The 14971-nt window shown below is 70.3% G+C and carries 13 protein-coding genes and 1 pseudogene; 5 read left to right on the top strand and 9 right to left on the bottom strand.

Annotated elements, in window-relative coordinates; translation table 11 throughout:
- The first annotated feature begins 3 nt into the window (after positions 1 to 3).
- A complete protein-coding gene (locus VF522_RS17240; RefSeq protein WP_330909529.1) occupies positions 4 to 1386 on the top strand; it encodes a S41 family peptidase in 1383 nt (460 codons plus the stop codon).
- Positions 1387 to 1407: 21 nt separating this feature from the next.
- Here VF522_RS17240 and VF522_RS17235 read toward each other — a convergent pair whose 3' ends face one another.
- The 6 genes from VF522_RS17235 to rfbC are packed head-to-tail and all read right to left on the bottom strand — an operon-like array spanning position 1408 to position 7060.
- Entirely contained in the window at positions 1408 to 2754 is a 1347-nt protein-coding gene (locus VF522_RS17235; protein WP_330909528.1) for a Rieske 2Fe-2S domain-containing protein, read from the bottom strand.
- Positions 2755 to 2779: 25 nt separating this feature from the next.
- A complete protein-coding gene (locus VF522_RS17230; RefSeq protein WP_330909527.1) occupies positions 2780 to 3586 on the bottom strand; it encodes a pyridoxamine 5'-phosphate oxidase family protein in 807 nt (268 codons plus the stop codon).
- The gene (locus VF522_RS17225) at positions 3583 to 4554 is read right to left on the bottom strand and encodes a Bug family tripartite tricarboxylate transporter substrate binding protein (protein ID WP_330909526.1); all 972 of its coding nucleotides are present in this window, start codon (positions 4552 to 4554) and stop codon (positions 3583 to 3585) included. Before VF522_RS17225 ends, VF522_RS17230 begins: the two co-directional genes overlap by 4 nt.
- Positions 4551 to 5522, bottom strand: a complete 972-nt coding sequence (locus VF522_RS17220; protein ID WP_330909575.1) for a Bug family tripartite tricarboxylate transporter substrate binding protein — start codon at positions 5520 to 5522, stop codon at positions 4551 to 4553. Before VF522_RS17220 ends, VF522_RS17225 begins: the two co-directional genes overlap by 4 nt.
- Complete coding sequence (locus VF522_RS17215) at positions 5522 to 6490, bottom strand: Bug family tripartite tricarboxylate transporter substrate binding protein (RefSeq protein ID WP_330909525.1); 969 nt, start codon at positions 6488 to 6490, stop codon at positions 5522 to 5524. Before VF522_RS17215 ends, VF522_RS17220 begins: the two co-directional genes overlap by 1 nt.
- A gap of 12 nt (positions 6491 to 6502) precedes the next feature.
- The gene (gene rfbC / locus VF522_RS17210) at positions 6503 to 7060 is read right to left on the bottom strand and encodes a dTDP-4-dehydrorhamnose 3,5-epimerase (RefSeq protein WP_330909524.1); all 558 of its coding nucleotides are present in this window, start codon (positions 7058 to 7060) and stop codon (positions 6503 to 6505) included.
- A gap of 103 nt (positions 7061 to 7163) precedes the next feature.
- Between rfbC and VF522_RS17205 the strand changes: the two genes are divergently transcribed.
- The 4 genes from VF522_RS17205 (at position 7164) to VF522_RS17190 (ending at position 11551) form a co-directional block, all read left to right on the top strand.
- Entirely contained in the window at positions 7164 to 8144 is a 981-nt protein-coding gene (locus VF522_RS17205; RefSeq protein WP_330909523.1) for a protocatechuate 3,4-dioxygenase, read from the top strand.
- A gap of 1 nt (position 8145) precedes the next feature.
- A complete protein-coding gene (locus VF522_RS17200) occupies positions 8146 to 9129 on the top strand; it encodes a PDR/VanB family oxidoreductase (protein ID WP_330909522.1) in 984 nt (327 codons plus the stop codon).
- Positions 9130 to 9191: 62 nt separating this feature from the next.
- The gene (locus VF522_RS17195; RefSeq protein WP_330909521.1) at positions 9192 to 10052 is read left to right on the top strand and encodes an IclR family transcriptional regulator; all 861 of its coding nucleotides are present in this window, start codon (positions 9192 to 9194) and stop codon (positions 10050 to 10052) included.
- Between the two features lie 17 nt (positions 10053 to 10069).
- Entirely contained in the window at positions 10070 to 11551 is a 1482-nt protein-coding gene (locus VF522_RS17190; protein WP_330909520.1) for a carboxylesterase/lipase family protein, read from the top strand.
- A 106-nt stretch (positions 11552 to 11657) separates the two neighbouring features.
- Here VF522_RS17190 and VF522_RS17185 read toward each other — a convergent pair whose 3' ends face one another.
- The 3 genes and pseudogenes from VF522_RS17185 to VF522_RS17175 form a co-directional block, all read right to left on the bottom strand.
- Positions 11658 to 12983, bottom strand: coding sequence for a Rieske 2Fe-2S domain-containing protein (locus VF522_RS17185; RefSeq protein ID WP_330909519.1), 1326 nt, complete (start codon positions 12981 to 12983; stop codon positions 11658 to 11660).
- Between the two features lie 16 nt (positions 12984 to 12999).
- Entirely contained in the window at positions 13000 to 13968 is a 969-nt protein-coding gene (locus tag VF522_RS17180) for a Bug family tripartite tricarboxylate transporter substrate binding protein (RefSeq protein ID WP_330909518.1), read from the bottom strand.
- 183 nt (positions 13969 to 14151) lie between these two features.
- Positions 14152 to 14971, bottom strand: a pseudogene (locus tag VF522_RS17175) (hypothetical protein); the annotation flags it as partial.

Raw genomic sequence — 14971 nt, 5'->3', positions numbered from 1 at the left:
ACCATGGGACGCCTGCCCTCCACGCTCCGCGCATCCGCCGCAGCCTGGGTGCTGCTCGCCGCGACCGCCGCCTCCGCGTCGACGGCCGCGTCGACCGACGACCCGGTGACCGACCTGCAGGCGGCCTATGCGAGGGCGCTGCCCCCCGGCGAACGGGCCGACTTCTACAAGGAACTGTTCGCCACCGTGCTGCAGCGGGTGCAGCGCAGCTACGCGACCGAGGTCGACCTCCACAAGCTCGCGGCGGCGGCCCGCCAATCGATCGAACAGCCGCGTGCCGGCGAGGCCGAGCCCGCCGAAGTGTTCGGACAGGCGATGAACGCCGCCCTGCGCACGCTCGACAACTATTCGCGCTACCTCGATCCGCGCGCCCGCGGCGACGACCGCGATTCCATGAGCGGCAACTTCGGCGGCCTCGGGCTCGAAGTGGAAGCGGGCGAAGGCGCGGTGCGCGTCGTGGCGCCGGTGCCTGACGGTCCCGCCTGGAAGGCAGGCGTGCAAAGCGGCGACCTGATCGTGCGGGTGGACGACCAGCCGCTGGCGGGCGTGCCGCTCGCCGACGCGATCGCCCGCATGCGCGGCCACCCCGGCACGCCGGTGACGCTCACCCTCCGCCGCGGCGCCCGGTCGCAGGAGTTCACGGTCGCCCTCACCCGCGACATCATCCGCCGCCAGGTCCTGCGCTGGAACATGGAGGGCGACGTACTGGTGCTGCGCCTGGGCGTCTTCAGCGGCGCGGTGTCGGCCGCGCTGCAGCGGGCGATCGAAGAAGCGACCGCCACGCAGGCGCCGCGCGCGGTGGTGCTGGACCTGCGGGGCAATCCCGGCGGCCTGCTGCGCGAAGCCGTGCTGACGGCCGATACTTTCCTCAGCCAGGGCGCAATCGTGTCGCTGCACGGACGCACCCCGAGCAACCAGCGCAGCTGGCAGGCCGATGCCGCCGAACTGCTGCCCGGCGTGCCGATGGTGGTGCTGATCGACCGGCGCTCCGCCTCCGCCTCGGAGCTGGTGGCCGCGGCCTTGCAGGAGAACGGGCGCGCCGTCGTCATGGGCCAGCGCAGCTTCGGCAAGGGCACGGTGCAGACGACCTTCTCGCTCGGCGAGGAGACCAAGGGCGCGCTGAAGCTCACCACGTCCTACTACCACGCGCCGTCCGGCCGCGCGGTGCAGACCACCGGCGTCACGCCCGACGTCGAACTGCTGGCGCCGACGGCCGCCGCCGTGGCCGCCGCGGCAAGCGAGCAGGCACCGCGTGCGCGGGTGGAGCAGGCCCGCTGCGGCGCCACGATCAAGGCACCGGATCCTGCGCTGGCCTGCGCCGTCGCCTACCTGGAGGCGGGCAGCATCGACCGCTTCGTGTCGCTGCTGGGCGCGCCGGCTCCCTGACGCCGCCCGCAGCGGCGATCCTCACTTGGCCGGCACCGCCTCCGGCTGCGCCTGCGCCTGCGCCTGCTTCAGCGCGCGTTCCGCGCTGCGCATCTTGTCCGTGTAGGCCTGCTGCCACTCCACCGAGGTCGGCATCTCGAAGTAGCCGCTGCGCGCGGCCATCAGCGTCGCCGGATCGCTCACGCCCGGGGCCGGCGTGCCGGCGGCGAAGGCGCGCGCCGCCTGCAGCGCGCGCCGGCGGGTGCGCGCGATCATCAGGTCGCCGGGGCCGAGGTGCTCGCGCATGTGGTCGGTGATCGGCCCCATGCTTTCCGTCACCGCCTGGTCCTGCAGGCCGATGTGGTCGATGCCGGAGTAGATGCGGTTGGTGCGCTGCGCCTCGCGGTCCATCAGCCAGTCGTTGGACTCGTTGGCCACCACGCGGTAGCGGCCCAGCCAGCTGGTGTCGATGGGCTGGAAGTCCGGCGCCGGTCTCGCGCCGCCCAGCGGCTTGCCGTTCTTCAGCGGCTCCAGCGTGCTGCGCGGGCCGCCGGTGCGGCGGCGCACGAAGATCGCCATGGTGTGCGTGTCGTCCAGCGGCACCCAGGCGCGCGCCTGGATGTTCACCGGGAACTCGCCCTGCGGCGTCTGCGTCCAGAACGGGAACATGTAGTTGGCGAAGCGCCAGTAGTAGGTGTCCGGCTTCACCGTGCGGTAGGCGCCGTAGGTCGTGCCCCAGGCGCTGTCGCGCACGTGGTACTCGGGTGCGCGCTCGCCGGCGGTGTGCTCCAGCGGATGGCCTTCCGGCACCTCGTCCGGATCGAGGTGGCCAACGTGCAGGAAGCCGAAGTGCGAGGTGTCGATGTCGCCTTCCAGGGCCTGCATCCAGTTGCAGCTGCGCATCATGAACTGGATGTCGACGTCCTTCTCGTCCAGCAGCGTCGCCTCGATCATCGGCATCGGCGGCGGATCGTCCTGGCGCGGGCCCATGTAGACCCAGATGATCCCGTTGCGGTCCGCCGCCTTGTACGCGGTGGCCTTCACCTTCTCCTTGAAGCACTGGTGCGGCGCCACGCTGGGCATGTCCACGCACTGGCCGTCCACGTCGAACTTCCAGCCGTGGTAGATGCAGCGGATGCCGCCTTCCTCGTTGCGGCCCAGCACGAGCGAGGCATTGCGGTGCGGGCAGAGGTGGTCCATCACGCCGACGCGGCCCTCGGAGTCGCGGAAGGCGACCAGCTTCTCACCCAGCAGCAGCAAGCGGATCGGCGTGCCGTCCTTCTGCAGTTCCGAGGACCGGGCGGCCGGGATCCAGTACTGCCGCATGAAGTTGCCCATCACGGTGCCGGGGCCCACGCGGGTGAGGTCGTGGCTGTCTTGAGGTGTCATCGTTGCTCCATCAGAAATCGGTTGCTCATTGGGGCTGCGCGCCGCGCAGCATGCGGATGCCGTCGACCTGGCCTTGCGGGCCCAGGCCGGCATAACCTTCGACGCGGTCGAGGTCCACCACCACGGCCACGCCCAGCATCGCGAAGTCGTGGGCGCGTTCGGCGGCGGGCGCGCGCTCGAACACGCGTCGGCGCTCGGCCTCGTCCTGCGTCACGCGCGCGCGGCCCTGGAACTGGTAGGTGGCCTTGGCGTCCTCGTCGCGGTACATCAGCGCCACGCGCGGGTTCTCGCGGATGGCGCGGATGAAGCCGCCGTCGGCTGCGCGGATCCACAGCGCGAGCTGGTCGTCGCCGAACACCTGGACCGAACCGCGAAAGCTCAGGATCGGCTGGCCCTGCGCGTCGACGTGCGACATCAGCATCGGATGGCGCTCCGCCAGCGCGTTGTCGATGCGGCGCTTCAGGGCTTCCGGCAAAGCGAGGGGCTGTGCTTCCGGCGGCGGCGCCGGCGTGCGCTGCTCCTGCACCAGGGTGATGGCGTCGCCCTCGAAGCCGAGCGTGACCACCAGGCCGCGGTCGCGCGTGCCGGCGCGCCGCTCGCCCGCCAGGCGCACCTCGTGGCCATGCTTTTCCGGTGCGTGCCAGTCGAGGCGGCGGGACAGTTCGCCGTTATGGCCGGCCAGCAGTTCGGCCGCCACCGCTTCGGCGCCGGCCAGTTCCTTGCCGAGCACCATGTAGCGCACCTCGGGATGCAGCAAGGCGAGCAGCTCACCGCGGGCGTCGGCGCCGTTGCTGCGGGCCTGCTGGAATTTGCGTGCGAGGGCGAGGATCACAGCGTCTCCGGCACGTAGCCGCTCGCCTTGGTGAGCCCTTCGTAGCGCTTGCGCTCGGCGGCGAGCCAGGCGGCCAGCTGCGTGCCGTTCAGCGGTTGCGGCGTCATGCCCTGGCCGGCGAGCTTGTCCAGCGCGTCCGGCCGCTGCAGCATCGCCATGGTCGCGGCATGCACCCGCTCGACGATCTCGCGCGGCAGCTTCGCCGGGCCGTACAGCGCCGCGGAGTTCTCCAGCACGACGTCGAAGCCCTGCTCCTTGAACGTAGGCACTTCCGGCGCCAGCGGCGAGCGCTTCTCGCCGGAGACGGCCACCATCCGGATCTTGCCGGCCTTGTGCTGCACCGCGACGGGGCTGGTGCCGGTGATCAGCATCGGCAGGCGCCCCGAAGCGAGGTCGATGATACCGACGCCGCTGTCCTTGTAGTGCACGGGCTTGAGCGGCAAGCCCGTCGCCTGCGCCAGCGCGATGCCGACGAAGTGCGAGGACGAGCCGGCGCCCGGGGCCGCGCCGTAGACCGGGGCGGGACCCTGGGCCTTGGTCCAGGCCATCAGCTGCTTCAGGTCGGCGGCGCTGGTCATGGGCCCGGTGGCCATGCCGAGGTCGAACAGGCTGACGCCCGCGATCGGCGTGAAGTCGGCGACCGGGTCGTAATCCAGTTTGGTGTAGACGTGCGGATAGATCGCGAAGGCGCTGCTGGTGGAGAACATCAGCGTGCGGCCGTCGGGGGCCGAGCGCTTCAGCTCGTTGAGCGCCACGCGGCCGCCGGCGCCGAGCTTGCTGACCACCACCACGGGCCGGTTCAGGGCGTCTTTCAGGTGCTCCGCGAGCAAGCGCGCGGTGAAGTCCATGGAGGACGCGGCGCCCACCAGGATCGTGACCGGCGAGTTGTCCTGCGCGCGCAGCGCGGGCGCGGCGACGGCCGCGGCGCCCGCGGCGAGCGAATGCAATACGGTACGGCGGCGCATCATGCGTCCTCCTTCTGGTAGCCGACGGCCTTCACGAGTTGTTCGAAGCGCTTGCGCTCCTCGGCGATCGAGGCGGCGAACTGCTGCGGCGTGGCGGGCCACGCGGTCATGCTGATGGCGGCGAGCTTGTCGCGGAACGCCTGCGAGCGATGCAGCGGTGCCACCGCCTCGGACACCCGCCTGGCGAACTCGGGGGACAGGTGCGCCGGGCCGAACAGGCCGGTGCTGGTAGCGCTGCTCAGGTCGAGGCCGGCCTCCTTCAGCGTCGGCACGTCGGGCGTGCGCGGCGAACGCTGCTCGCCGGACACGGCCAGCAGGCGCACGCGGCCCGCCTTGTGCATCTCGACGAAGCTGTTGGAGCCGGTGATCATCACCGGCACGCGCCCTTCGGCGAGGTCCAGCACGCCGATGCCGCTGTCCTTGTACGGCACGTGTTCGGTCTTGAGTTTCGCCGCCAGCCCGATGGACAGGCCGACAAAGTGCGACAGCGAACCGTTGCCCGGTGAACCGAACACCATCTCGCCGCCCTTCTTCGCCCGCACCCACTCCATCAGCTGCTTCAGGTCGGTGGCGCCGCTGGCCGGGCCGGTGGCGATGCCGACGTCGAAACTGGACACACCCGCGATCGGCGTGAAGTCCGCCACCGGGTCGTAGTCCAGCTTCCGGTAGATGTTCGGATAGATCGCGAACGGACCGTTGGTGCTGAAAAGAAGCATGCGGCCATCCGGCGCGGCGCGCCGCACTTCGCCGACCGCGATGCGCTGGCCGGCGCCGAACTTCGGCAGCACCACCACCGTGCGGCCGAGCACTTCCTTCAACTGTTCGGCCACGATGCGCGCGGCGGCTTCCACCGAAGCGCCGGCGCCGACCACGATGGTGATGGGCGACTTGTCTTCCTGCGCCCGGAGCGCCGGCAGTGCGAGCGCTGCCGCACCGGCCGCCGCCGACTGCAGCATCGCGCGCCGGCGCATCACGCATCCTCCCGCTGGTAGCCGCTGGCCTTGACCAGGTGCTCGAAGCGCTTGCGTTCCTCGACCAGCAGCGCCGAGACCTGCTGGCCCGTGGCCGGCCACGGCGTCATCGCGAGCTGCGCGAGCTTCTCATTCATCGCCGCGTTGGTCAGCATGGGCACGATCGCGTCGTGCAGGCGCTTCACCACGTCGGCAGGCATCTTCGCCGGGCCGAACACGCCGGTGTAGGTGCTGCTGACCACGTCGACGCCGGCCTCCTTCAGCGTCGGCACTTCGGGCACCAGCGGCGAGCGTACGTCGCCGGACACGGCCATGATCCGGATCTTGCCGGCCTTGTGCATCTCGATCAGGGGCTGCAGGCCGGTGATCAGCATCGGCAGCCGGCCGGCGGCGAGGTCGACGATGCCGACGCCGCTGTCCTTGTAGGGCACGTGCGTCATCGGCACCCTGGTCGCCAGGCTGGTGGAGATGCCCACGAAATGCGACAGCGAGCCGTTGCCCGGCGCGGAAGCGAACACGGCGTCCTTCTTCGCGCGCTGCCATTCCATCAGCTGCTTGAGGTCGCCCGCGCCGGTCATCGGGCCGGTGGCGATCGCGACGTCGAAGTAGGAGATGCCCACGATGGGCGTGAAGTCCGCCACCGGGTCGTAATCGAGCTTGTTGTAGATGTAGGGGTAGACGGAGAACGGCCCGCTGGTGGCGAACACGAGGGTGCGGCCGTCCGGTGCCGCGCGCTTGCATTCGCCGAGCGCCACGCGCTGGCCCGCGCCGAGCTTGCTCAGGACGACGGCGGGGCGGCCCAGCGCGCTGCGCAGCTGGTCGGCGACGAGGCGGGCGGTGGCGTCCATCGAGGACGCTGCGCCCACCAGCACGTTGATGGCGGTGTTGTCCTGCGCGAGCACGGGGCCAGCCAGCGCGGCGGCGGCGCCGGCGGCAAGGCCGCGCAATGCGGTGCGGCGGGTGGTCATGGGTCTTGTCTCCTAAGGGTGGAAGGGGGAGTCGAGCGCCGCCAGCGCCGGCCATTGCCGGTCCGCGGGAAACACCCAGGCCGGCTGGTCGCCGCAGGGCCAGGCAATGCCCAGCGCCGCGTCGTTCCACAGCAGGCCGCCCGCGTGGTCGCGGTTGTTGTAGTCGGTCAGTCGAAAGGCGATCTCGGTGTCGGGCTCGAGCGTGCAGAAGCCGTGGGCGAAACCCGGGGGCACGTGCAGCTGGCGCCAGTCGCCCGCCGCGAGTTCCACGCATGCGTGTTTTCCATAGGTGGGCGAACCGACCCGCACGTCCACGCAGACGTCCCAGATGCGGCCGCTCGCCACGCGCACGACCTTGGTCTGCGCGTGCGGCGGCTGCTGGAAATGCAGCCCGCGCACCGTGTGGCGCAGCGGATAGCGCGAAGCGTGCTCCTGCACGAAGCGCGCCGTCACGCCCACGGCGGCGAAGTCGCGTTCGCTGAAGTAGTAGCTGTAGCGGCCGTGGTCGTCCGAGCTCGCCACGGGCTCGAGGACGAACAGGCCTTCCAGGCCCAGGGGGGTCGTCTCCATGCGGTCTTGGGGTTTTCTTTGACGGCGGCTTTGATCTAAATCAAAATCTAATTCCATTTTTCGAACACCGCAACCGGAATGCCCCCATGGGGCGCAAGACCACATGTCCAAGATCGTCCTGGGGATCGGTACGTCGCACACGCCCATGCTCAACGCGCCCGTGGGGGACTGGGGGCGTTTCATCGAACGCGACCGCCAGCGTCCGCACCTGACCCGGGAGGGGCGCCCGGTGAGCTACGCCGAGCTGGAAAAGCTGGCGCCGCCTGAGCTGGGCGCGGAGCTCACGCCCGAAGCCTTCGCCGACAAGCACCAGCGGGCGCTGGCCGAACTCGAGCGCCTCGGCGCGGTGGTGCGCAACGCCAGGCTCGACACGCTGGTCGTCGTGGGCGACGACCAGAAGGAGCTTTACGACGACGACAACATGCCGTCGATCCTGCTCTACCGTGGCGAGACGATCCGCAACGTGCCGCTCAAGAGCCACCCCGGGCCGGACTGGGCGCGCTACGCCTCCGCGAAATATTTCGAGCGCGACGTGCCGCGGGATTACCCGGTGGACGCGAAGCTGGCGGAACACCTCATCGCGCACCTACTGGAGGACTTCGACCTGTCCTGCGCCAACACGCTGGCGCCCGGCTACGGCGAAGGCCACGCCTTCGGCTTCGTGCACAACCGGCTGCTGGCGGGCCAGACGATCCCGGTCGTGCCGGTGTTCCTCAACACCTACTACCCGCCCAACCAGCCGACGCCGGCCCGCTGCTACAAGCTGGGCCAGGCGATCCGCGCCGCGGTGGAGCGCTTCCCGGGCGAGCTGCGCGTCGGCGTGCTGGCCTCGGGGGGCCTCAGCCACTTCACGGTGGACCCCGACCTGGACGGCCGCGTCATGCAGGCGCTGCGCGAGCGCGACGTCGCCGGCATCGCCGCCCTGCCCCGCGGGCAGCTGAACTCCGGCAGCTCCGAGATCCGCAACTGGATCTGCATGGCGGGCGCCGTGGAGCACCTGGAGCTGCGCCGCATGGAATACATCCCGGCCTATCGCACGCCCGCCGGAACGGGCACCGGGCTGTGTTTCGCCGACTGGAGCTGACGTGGACGCCTGCAGTCCCGTGACCACCACCTTCTCCACGCCCGCCACCGCGACGCTCCAGGCGCGGCTCACCGCGATCCGCTACGCCGCCGAAGGCATCCACCTGTTCGAGTTCTGCGCCCTCGATGGCCGCGCCCTGCCCGCCTTCACGGCCGGCGCGCACGTCGACCTGCACCTGCCCAACGGCCTGGTGCGCCAGTACTCGCTGTGCAACCCGCAGGGGGAGACGCACCGCTACGTCGTCGGCATCAAGCGCGATGCCGCGAGCCGCGGCGGCTCGGCCTGGATCCACGACCAGCTGAAGGTCGGCACCGTGCTCACGCTCGGCGGGCCGCGCAGCCACTTTGCCCTGCACGAGGCCGCGCCGCACACGGTGCTGGTCGCGGGCGGCATCGGCGTGACCCCGATCGCCTGCATGGCGCAGCGGCTGCGCGCGCTGGGCGCCTCCTTCGAGGTGCACTACAGCGTGCGCCGGCGCGCCGAAGCCGCCTTCCTCGACGTGCTCGCCGGCTGCAACCTGCACCTGCACGTGGACTGCGAGCACGGCAACACGCCGCTGCCGCTGGCGGCGATCGCGGCGAACGCGCCTGCCGATGCGCACCTGTACTGCTGCGGCCCGGCGCCCATGCTCGATGCCTTCGAATCCGCCACCGCCGGCCGTCCCGCGGGGCACGCGCACCTGGAGCGCTTCAGCGCCGCCGCGCCGGCCGCCGCCGAAGGCGGCTTCACCGTGCAGCTCGCGCGCGCGGGGCGCAGCATCTTCATCGCCAAGGGCTGCACCATCCTCGACACCCTGCGGGTGGAAGGCGTCGCGGTGCAGGCGTCCTGCGAACAGGGCATCTGCGGCAGTTGCGAGACGCGCGTGCTCTCCGGCCGCCCCGACCACCGGGACTCGCTGCTCTCCGACGAGGAGAAGCAGTCCAACCAGGTGATGATGGTGTGCTGCTCCGGCAGCAAGGATCCCGTCCTCGTCCTGGACATCTGACCATGGGCCGCCTCGACACGCCGGTAGACTTGCGGGGTTGGACGCATGACAGGAGAGGACACGTGGGGCGCCCCAGCCGCAAGGACAAACCGGTCCTGCCGGATTATTCCGAAGGCATCCAGATCAGGACGGAGGACGAGGATCCGCGTTTCAACAACGCGCTGGCCCGCGGGCTGGCGATCCTGCGGACCTTCCAGTTCGACCGCAAGCTGCTCGGGAACATCGAGATCGCGGCGGCCACCGCGCTGCCCAAGCCCACCGTCTCGCGCCTGACGTACACGCTCACGCAACTGGGCTACCTGCGCTACCTGCCGGAATTCGGCAAGTACGAGCTCGCCGCCGGCGTGGTGAGCCTGGCCTACCCCTATCTGGTGAACATGCCGGTGCCCGCCATCGCGCGCCCGCTGATGGAAGACCTGGCGGAGCGGACGAAGACCAACGTCGGCCTCGGCGTGCACGAGGGCCTGAGCATCCTCTACCTGGAATACGCGCTGGGCGAGACCAACCCCAACCGCCGGCAGCGCGTGGGCTTCCGCGTGCCCCTGATCCGCACGGCCATGGGCCGCGCCTGCATCGCCGCGATGCAGCCGCAGGAGCGCGGGCAGCTGTACGACGAACTGAAGGACCACTACCGCAAGGAGTGGCCGCAGCTGCAGGGCGAACTCGACGACGCGGTGGAACAGGTGGACCGGCGCGGCTTCTGCATCGCCGCGGGCACCTTCCAGAAGACCACCAATTCCGTGGCCGCGCCTTTCGTGCACATCGACGGCCGCACGCTGATGGCCTTCAACTCGCAGGCGAACGCCACGCAGCAGACCCAGGCGGCCATGGAACGCAACGGCAAGCGGCTGGTGGAGCTCGCGGCCGAAGTGCGGCGCCGGCTCGCCGCCGAACCCCCCACGCCTTCGCTGGGACGACGCTGATTTTCCGGAGGAACGCGATGCGCGTTGCAGGTGAGTACGTCACGATCGAAACCGCGTCCGGCCACCTGCGCGGCCTGCGCTCGGGCGCGGAAGGCGCCGTCTTCCAGGGCATTCCTTATGCCGCCGCGCCGGTGGGTGCCTTGCGCTGGCGCGCGCCGCAACCGGCACCGCGCTGGGACGGCGTGCGCGACGCGCTGGCGTTCGGGCCCGATTTCCCGCAGGCCGCGAATCCGCGCAACCGGGCGCCGCGGCAGGACGAGGACTGCCTGTACCTCAACATCTGGACGCCCGCCCTGGGCCACGACGCGAAGTTGCCGGTGATGGTGTGGATCCACGGCGGCGGCTTCACCGCCGGCAGTGGATCGGACCTCCGCACCGACGGCGAACGGCTCGCGGCGGAAGGCGCCGTGGTCGTGACACTCAACTACCGCAGCGGCCTGTTCGGCTTCCTGGCCCACCCTGGCCTCAGCCGCGAATCGCCGCGGCAGGTCTCGGGCAACTATGGGCTGCTGGACCAGCTGGCGGCGCTCGCGTGGGTGCGCGAGAACATCGCGGGCTTCGGCGGCGATCCGGACCGCATCACGGCCTTCGGCGTGTCGGCGGGCTCCGCGTCGATCTCCCTGCTGCTCGCCGCGCCGTCCGCGCGCGGCGCCTTCGACCGCGCGATCCTGCACAGCCCGGGCGCGGGTCGGCCGCTCGCGACCCTGCGCGAAGCCGAGGAAGCGGGCCTGAAGCTCGGCCCGGACCTCGCCACCCTGCGCTCGCTATCGGCCACCGACGTCCTGGCGCGCACCTCGGTGCTGAATCCGTCCGTGCGCGGCCTGACCACGCCGCGCGTGCTGCGGCCCATCCGCGACGGCTGGCTGCTGCCCGAGGACGAACGTCCCGCCTTTCGCACCGGGCGCATGAACGCGATGCCGCTGATCGTGGGCAGCAACAGCGACGAAGGCACCCTGCTCACGAAAACCTGGCCGGCCGACACGCTGGCCGCGTACCGGCAGCAGGTCGACACCAATTTCGGCCCGGCGGCGGCCGAGGCCATGGCGCTGTATCCGGCGCGCGGCGATGCCGATGCGCGTGCCGCAGTGGCCGCCATGTTCGCCGACACGCAGTTCAACTACGGCACGCGCCTGCTCGCCCAGTGCATGGCGCGGCTGGAGCCGCGCACCTTCAAGTACCTGTTCGAACGGCGCCGCCCGAACCAGCAGGGCGGGCCGCATCACGGCGAAGAGGTGACGCACGCGTTCGGCAACTACGACCGGGCGCCGCCCGGCGAAACGGCGCGTTTCGACGCGGTCGACGAAGCACTCTCGGCGACGATGCGCAAGGCGTGGGTGGCGTTCGCGGCGAGCGGGGATCCGAACACATCCGGCGTGCCGCGGTGGGAGGCGTATCGGCCGGGCGACGACAACCATCTTTCGCTGTGCGACACCGTGCGTCCCGGCGCGAACTGGCGGCAGGCGCAGCTCGATTTCCTCGAGCGGTTCTACTCGCAATGAACCGTCATCCCCGCGCAGGCGGGGATCCAGGGCGTCCCAAAGCAAAAAGCGGCGCGCTGCGCCGCTTTTTCATGCTCTGGGTCCCCGCCTGCGCGAGGATGGCGTCCTAGCGAGGCACCCGTGTCGCCTCCCGCAGCTTCTCGCGATAGGCCTGCTGCCAATCGGCCTCCCCCGGCGTATGGAACGAGCCGCTGCGCGCTTCCCACATCACCTGCGGATCGCTCACGCCGGGCGGCAGCGTGCCTTCCTGGCGCAGCGCCACTGCGGCCTTGAGCACGCGGCGGCGCGTGCGCGCCACCATCTGGTCGCTCGGCACCAGGTGCTCGAGGGAGTGGTCGGTGATCGCGCCCATCGATTCGGTGACCGCCTGGTCCTGCATGAACACCATGCGGATGCCGGTGTAGATCTCGTTGCTGCGCTGCGCCTCGCGGTCGATCTCGTAGTCGTTCTCGGCACGCGCCACCGGCCGCCAGCGGCCGTGCCAGTCCGTGCTGTTCGGCAGGTAGTCCACCGCCGGCGCGAAGCCGGGGATGGGCTTGCCGTTCTTCAGCGGGATGCCGGTGTAGGCGCCCGGCGACTTCTTCCACCCCAGCATCACCACCATGGTGTGCTCGTCGTCCATCGGCACCCAGGCGCGCACGCCCACGTTGCTCATGAAGTCCGAGTTCGGCGCCTGCGTGAAGAAGGGGAACAGGAAGTTGGCCACGCGCCAGGACATGCGGCCGTCCGCTTCCTCGCGGTAGGCGCCGTAGCTGGTGCCCCAGGGCGTGTCGGTCACATGGTATTCCGGCGCCCGGTTGGTCACCGTGTGCCGCATCGGGTGGTCGTCCTGGAAGTCGTCCGGCCCGGCGTGCCCGGCATGCAGGAATCCGAAGTGCGAGGTGTCGATGTCGCCCTCCAGCGCCTGCAGCCAGTTGCAGGAACGCTGCACGAAGCGCACGCTGGCCTCGCTCTCGGGCACCATCGCGGCCTCCAGCATCGGCAGCGGCGGCACCTGGTCCTGCGGTCCCATGTAGACCCACACGACGCCGGCGCGCTCGGCCGACTTGTAGGCCCTGGCTTTCACCTTCGCCTTGAGCTCGTCGCCGTTCTGCACGTTGGGCATGTCCAGGCAGTTGCCGTCGACGTCGAACTTCCAGCCGTGGTACACGCAGCGCATGCCGTCGTGCTCGTTGCGGCCGAAAAAGAGCGAGGCGCAGCGATGCGGGCAGCGGTGGTCCATCACGCCCACGCGGCCGCTCGAATCGCGGAAGGCGATCAGCTTCTCGCCGAGCAGCATGAGGCGCACCGGATCGCCGTCGGGCTTCAGTTCGCCGGAGGCGAGCGCCGGCAGCCAGTAGCGGCGCATCAGGTCGCCCATCACGGTGCCGGGGCCGACGCGGGTCATCATCTCGGAGTTGCCGGGCGCCGGGCCCGTTGCTTGCGCGGTCAAGTCGAGGTCTCCTTCGTCACTCGGGGGTGTAGCCGCTGGCCTTGACGAGGCCGGCGTACTGCTTGTGTTCCGCCTGCAGCACCGCCATCAGCTCCTGCGGCGTCGCTGGCTTGGGGAACACGTTGAAAGGCGCCAGCTTCTCGCGGTACTCCGGCGTGCTGGCGATGGCCATGATCGCCGCGGTGAGCGGCCGCACGACTTCGGGCGGCATGCCGGCGGGCCCGAAGATGCCCACCGTGGACGTGGTGTTCACGTTGACGCCCGCTTCCGTCATCGTCGGCACGTCCGGCAGCAGCGGCGAGCGCGTGCTGCCCGAGGACGCGATGACGCGGATCTTGCCGGCCTTGTGCAGCTCGATCATTCCCGACAGGCCCGTCATCATCATCGGCAGCCGGCCGGCGGACACGTCCAGCAGGCCGATCGGGCTGTCCTTGTACGGCACGTGCGTGAGCGGCTGCTGCAGCGCGAGCGACATCGAGATGCCGACGAAGTGCGACAGCGACCCGGTGCCCGGCGCGGAGCCGTAGGTCGCCTGCTTCGGATTGGCGCGGAGCCACTGCACCAGTTCCTTCATGCTGCCCGCGCCCGTCGCGGGGCCGGTGGCGATGCCGACGTCGAAGGCCGACACGCCGGCCACCGGCGTGAAGTCCTTCAGCGGGTCGTAATCGAGCCTGGTGTAGATGTGCGGATAGATCGAGAAGGGCGCGCTGGTCACCAGCATCAGCGTGCGGCCGTCGGGGGGCGCCTTCTGCAGTTCGTTGAGCGCGACGCGCTGCCCGGCGCCGAGCTTTTGCATCACCACCACCGGCCGTCCCAGCGCTTCACGCAGCTTCTCGGCGATCAGTCGGGCGGTGAAGTCGGTGCCGGAGGACGCGCCGACCAGCAGCTTGATGGGCGATTTGTCGTCCTGCGCCGCCAGCGGCAAGGCGCAAAGCGCGGCAGCCATGCTGCCGGCGTGCACGAGGACACGGCGTCTCGTGGGCATGGGGGTCTCCGAGGGGAAATGCGAAAAATGGAATTTTCTTCCATGAACGCATCGCGCACAGGGGGACTTACCCGCAGCGAATGGACTCGGAATGCGCCAAAAGGTGGGCAAGCCAAGCTTGCCCACCCTACACGGTGGATTCGTATCCCGTAGGGTGGGCAACTTCGTTGCCCACCAGGGATCTCAATTGCTGCCGGACGTCGCCGCCGCGCCGGCGCCCAGCCGCGTCTGCGCGCTGCGGCTGCCCAGGCTCACGGCACGCTGGAGCCAGCGCTGCGCCTGCGCCGGATCCTTGGAGACGGTCACGCCGTCCTGGTAGGCCACGCCCAGGAAGTAGCTCATCTCCTGGCGGCCCATCGCGATGCCGCGCTCGGAGGACTTGCCGGAGCGCTTCACGATCGTCGGGATGTCGCCCTGCCCGTCCGCGAAGGCCTGCATCTCGCCGATCGTGCGCGCCAGGAAGCGGTCACGCGATTGCGCCGCGCGCGCCTTGTCCGGCATCACGGCCACGAGCTCGTCGGCCAGGATCGGCAGCACCTCGAAGGGTGTCATGCCGCCGGTGGCCTTGGGCGAGTACCAGGCACGCAGCATCGCCTTGTCCAGTTGCGTGAGGCCTTCCGTCTGCGTCGCGAAGTAGCTCAGCACCGTGTTGCCTTCCGGATGCCCGCGCACGCCCATGACGTGCATGGACTCGTGATAGGCGCAGCGGCGCGCGTCCATGTTGCGCATCTTCATCGTCACGGAGTCGATGCGGGTCTCGCTCTTGAAGTTCAGCCGCGTCTCGCAGGGCTGCATCTCGCTGAGCTGGGAGTCGGGCACGATCTCGATGCTGACGTTGGCGACTTCCGCGGCGTCGGGCCGGTCGGTCACGTCCACGACCGTCCGGCCGGATTCCCTGGCGACCTCGTTCAGCGCGCGCAGCGTGAACTGCCGGTGCTGAGCCACGTTCACGCCGGCGATGCGCACCTGCAGGGGTTGCTCCCAGCGCACCAGCCGCGTGGCG

The organism is Ramlibacter sp. (genome assembly GCF_036383835.1).
Lineage (GTDB): Bacteria > Pseudomonadota > Gammaproteobacteria > Burkholderiales > Burkholderiaceae_C > Ramlibacter.
Note: the sequence above shows the minus strand (reverse complement) of the source record. Positions and strands in the feature narration are given on the sequence as shown.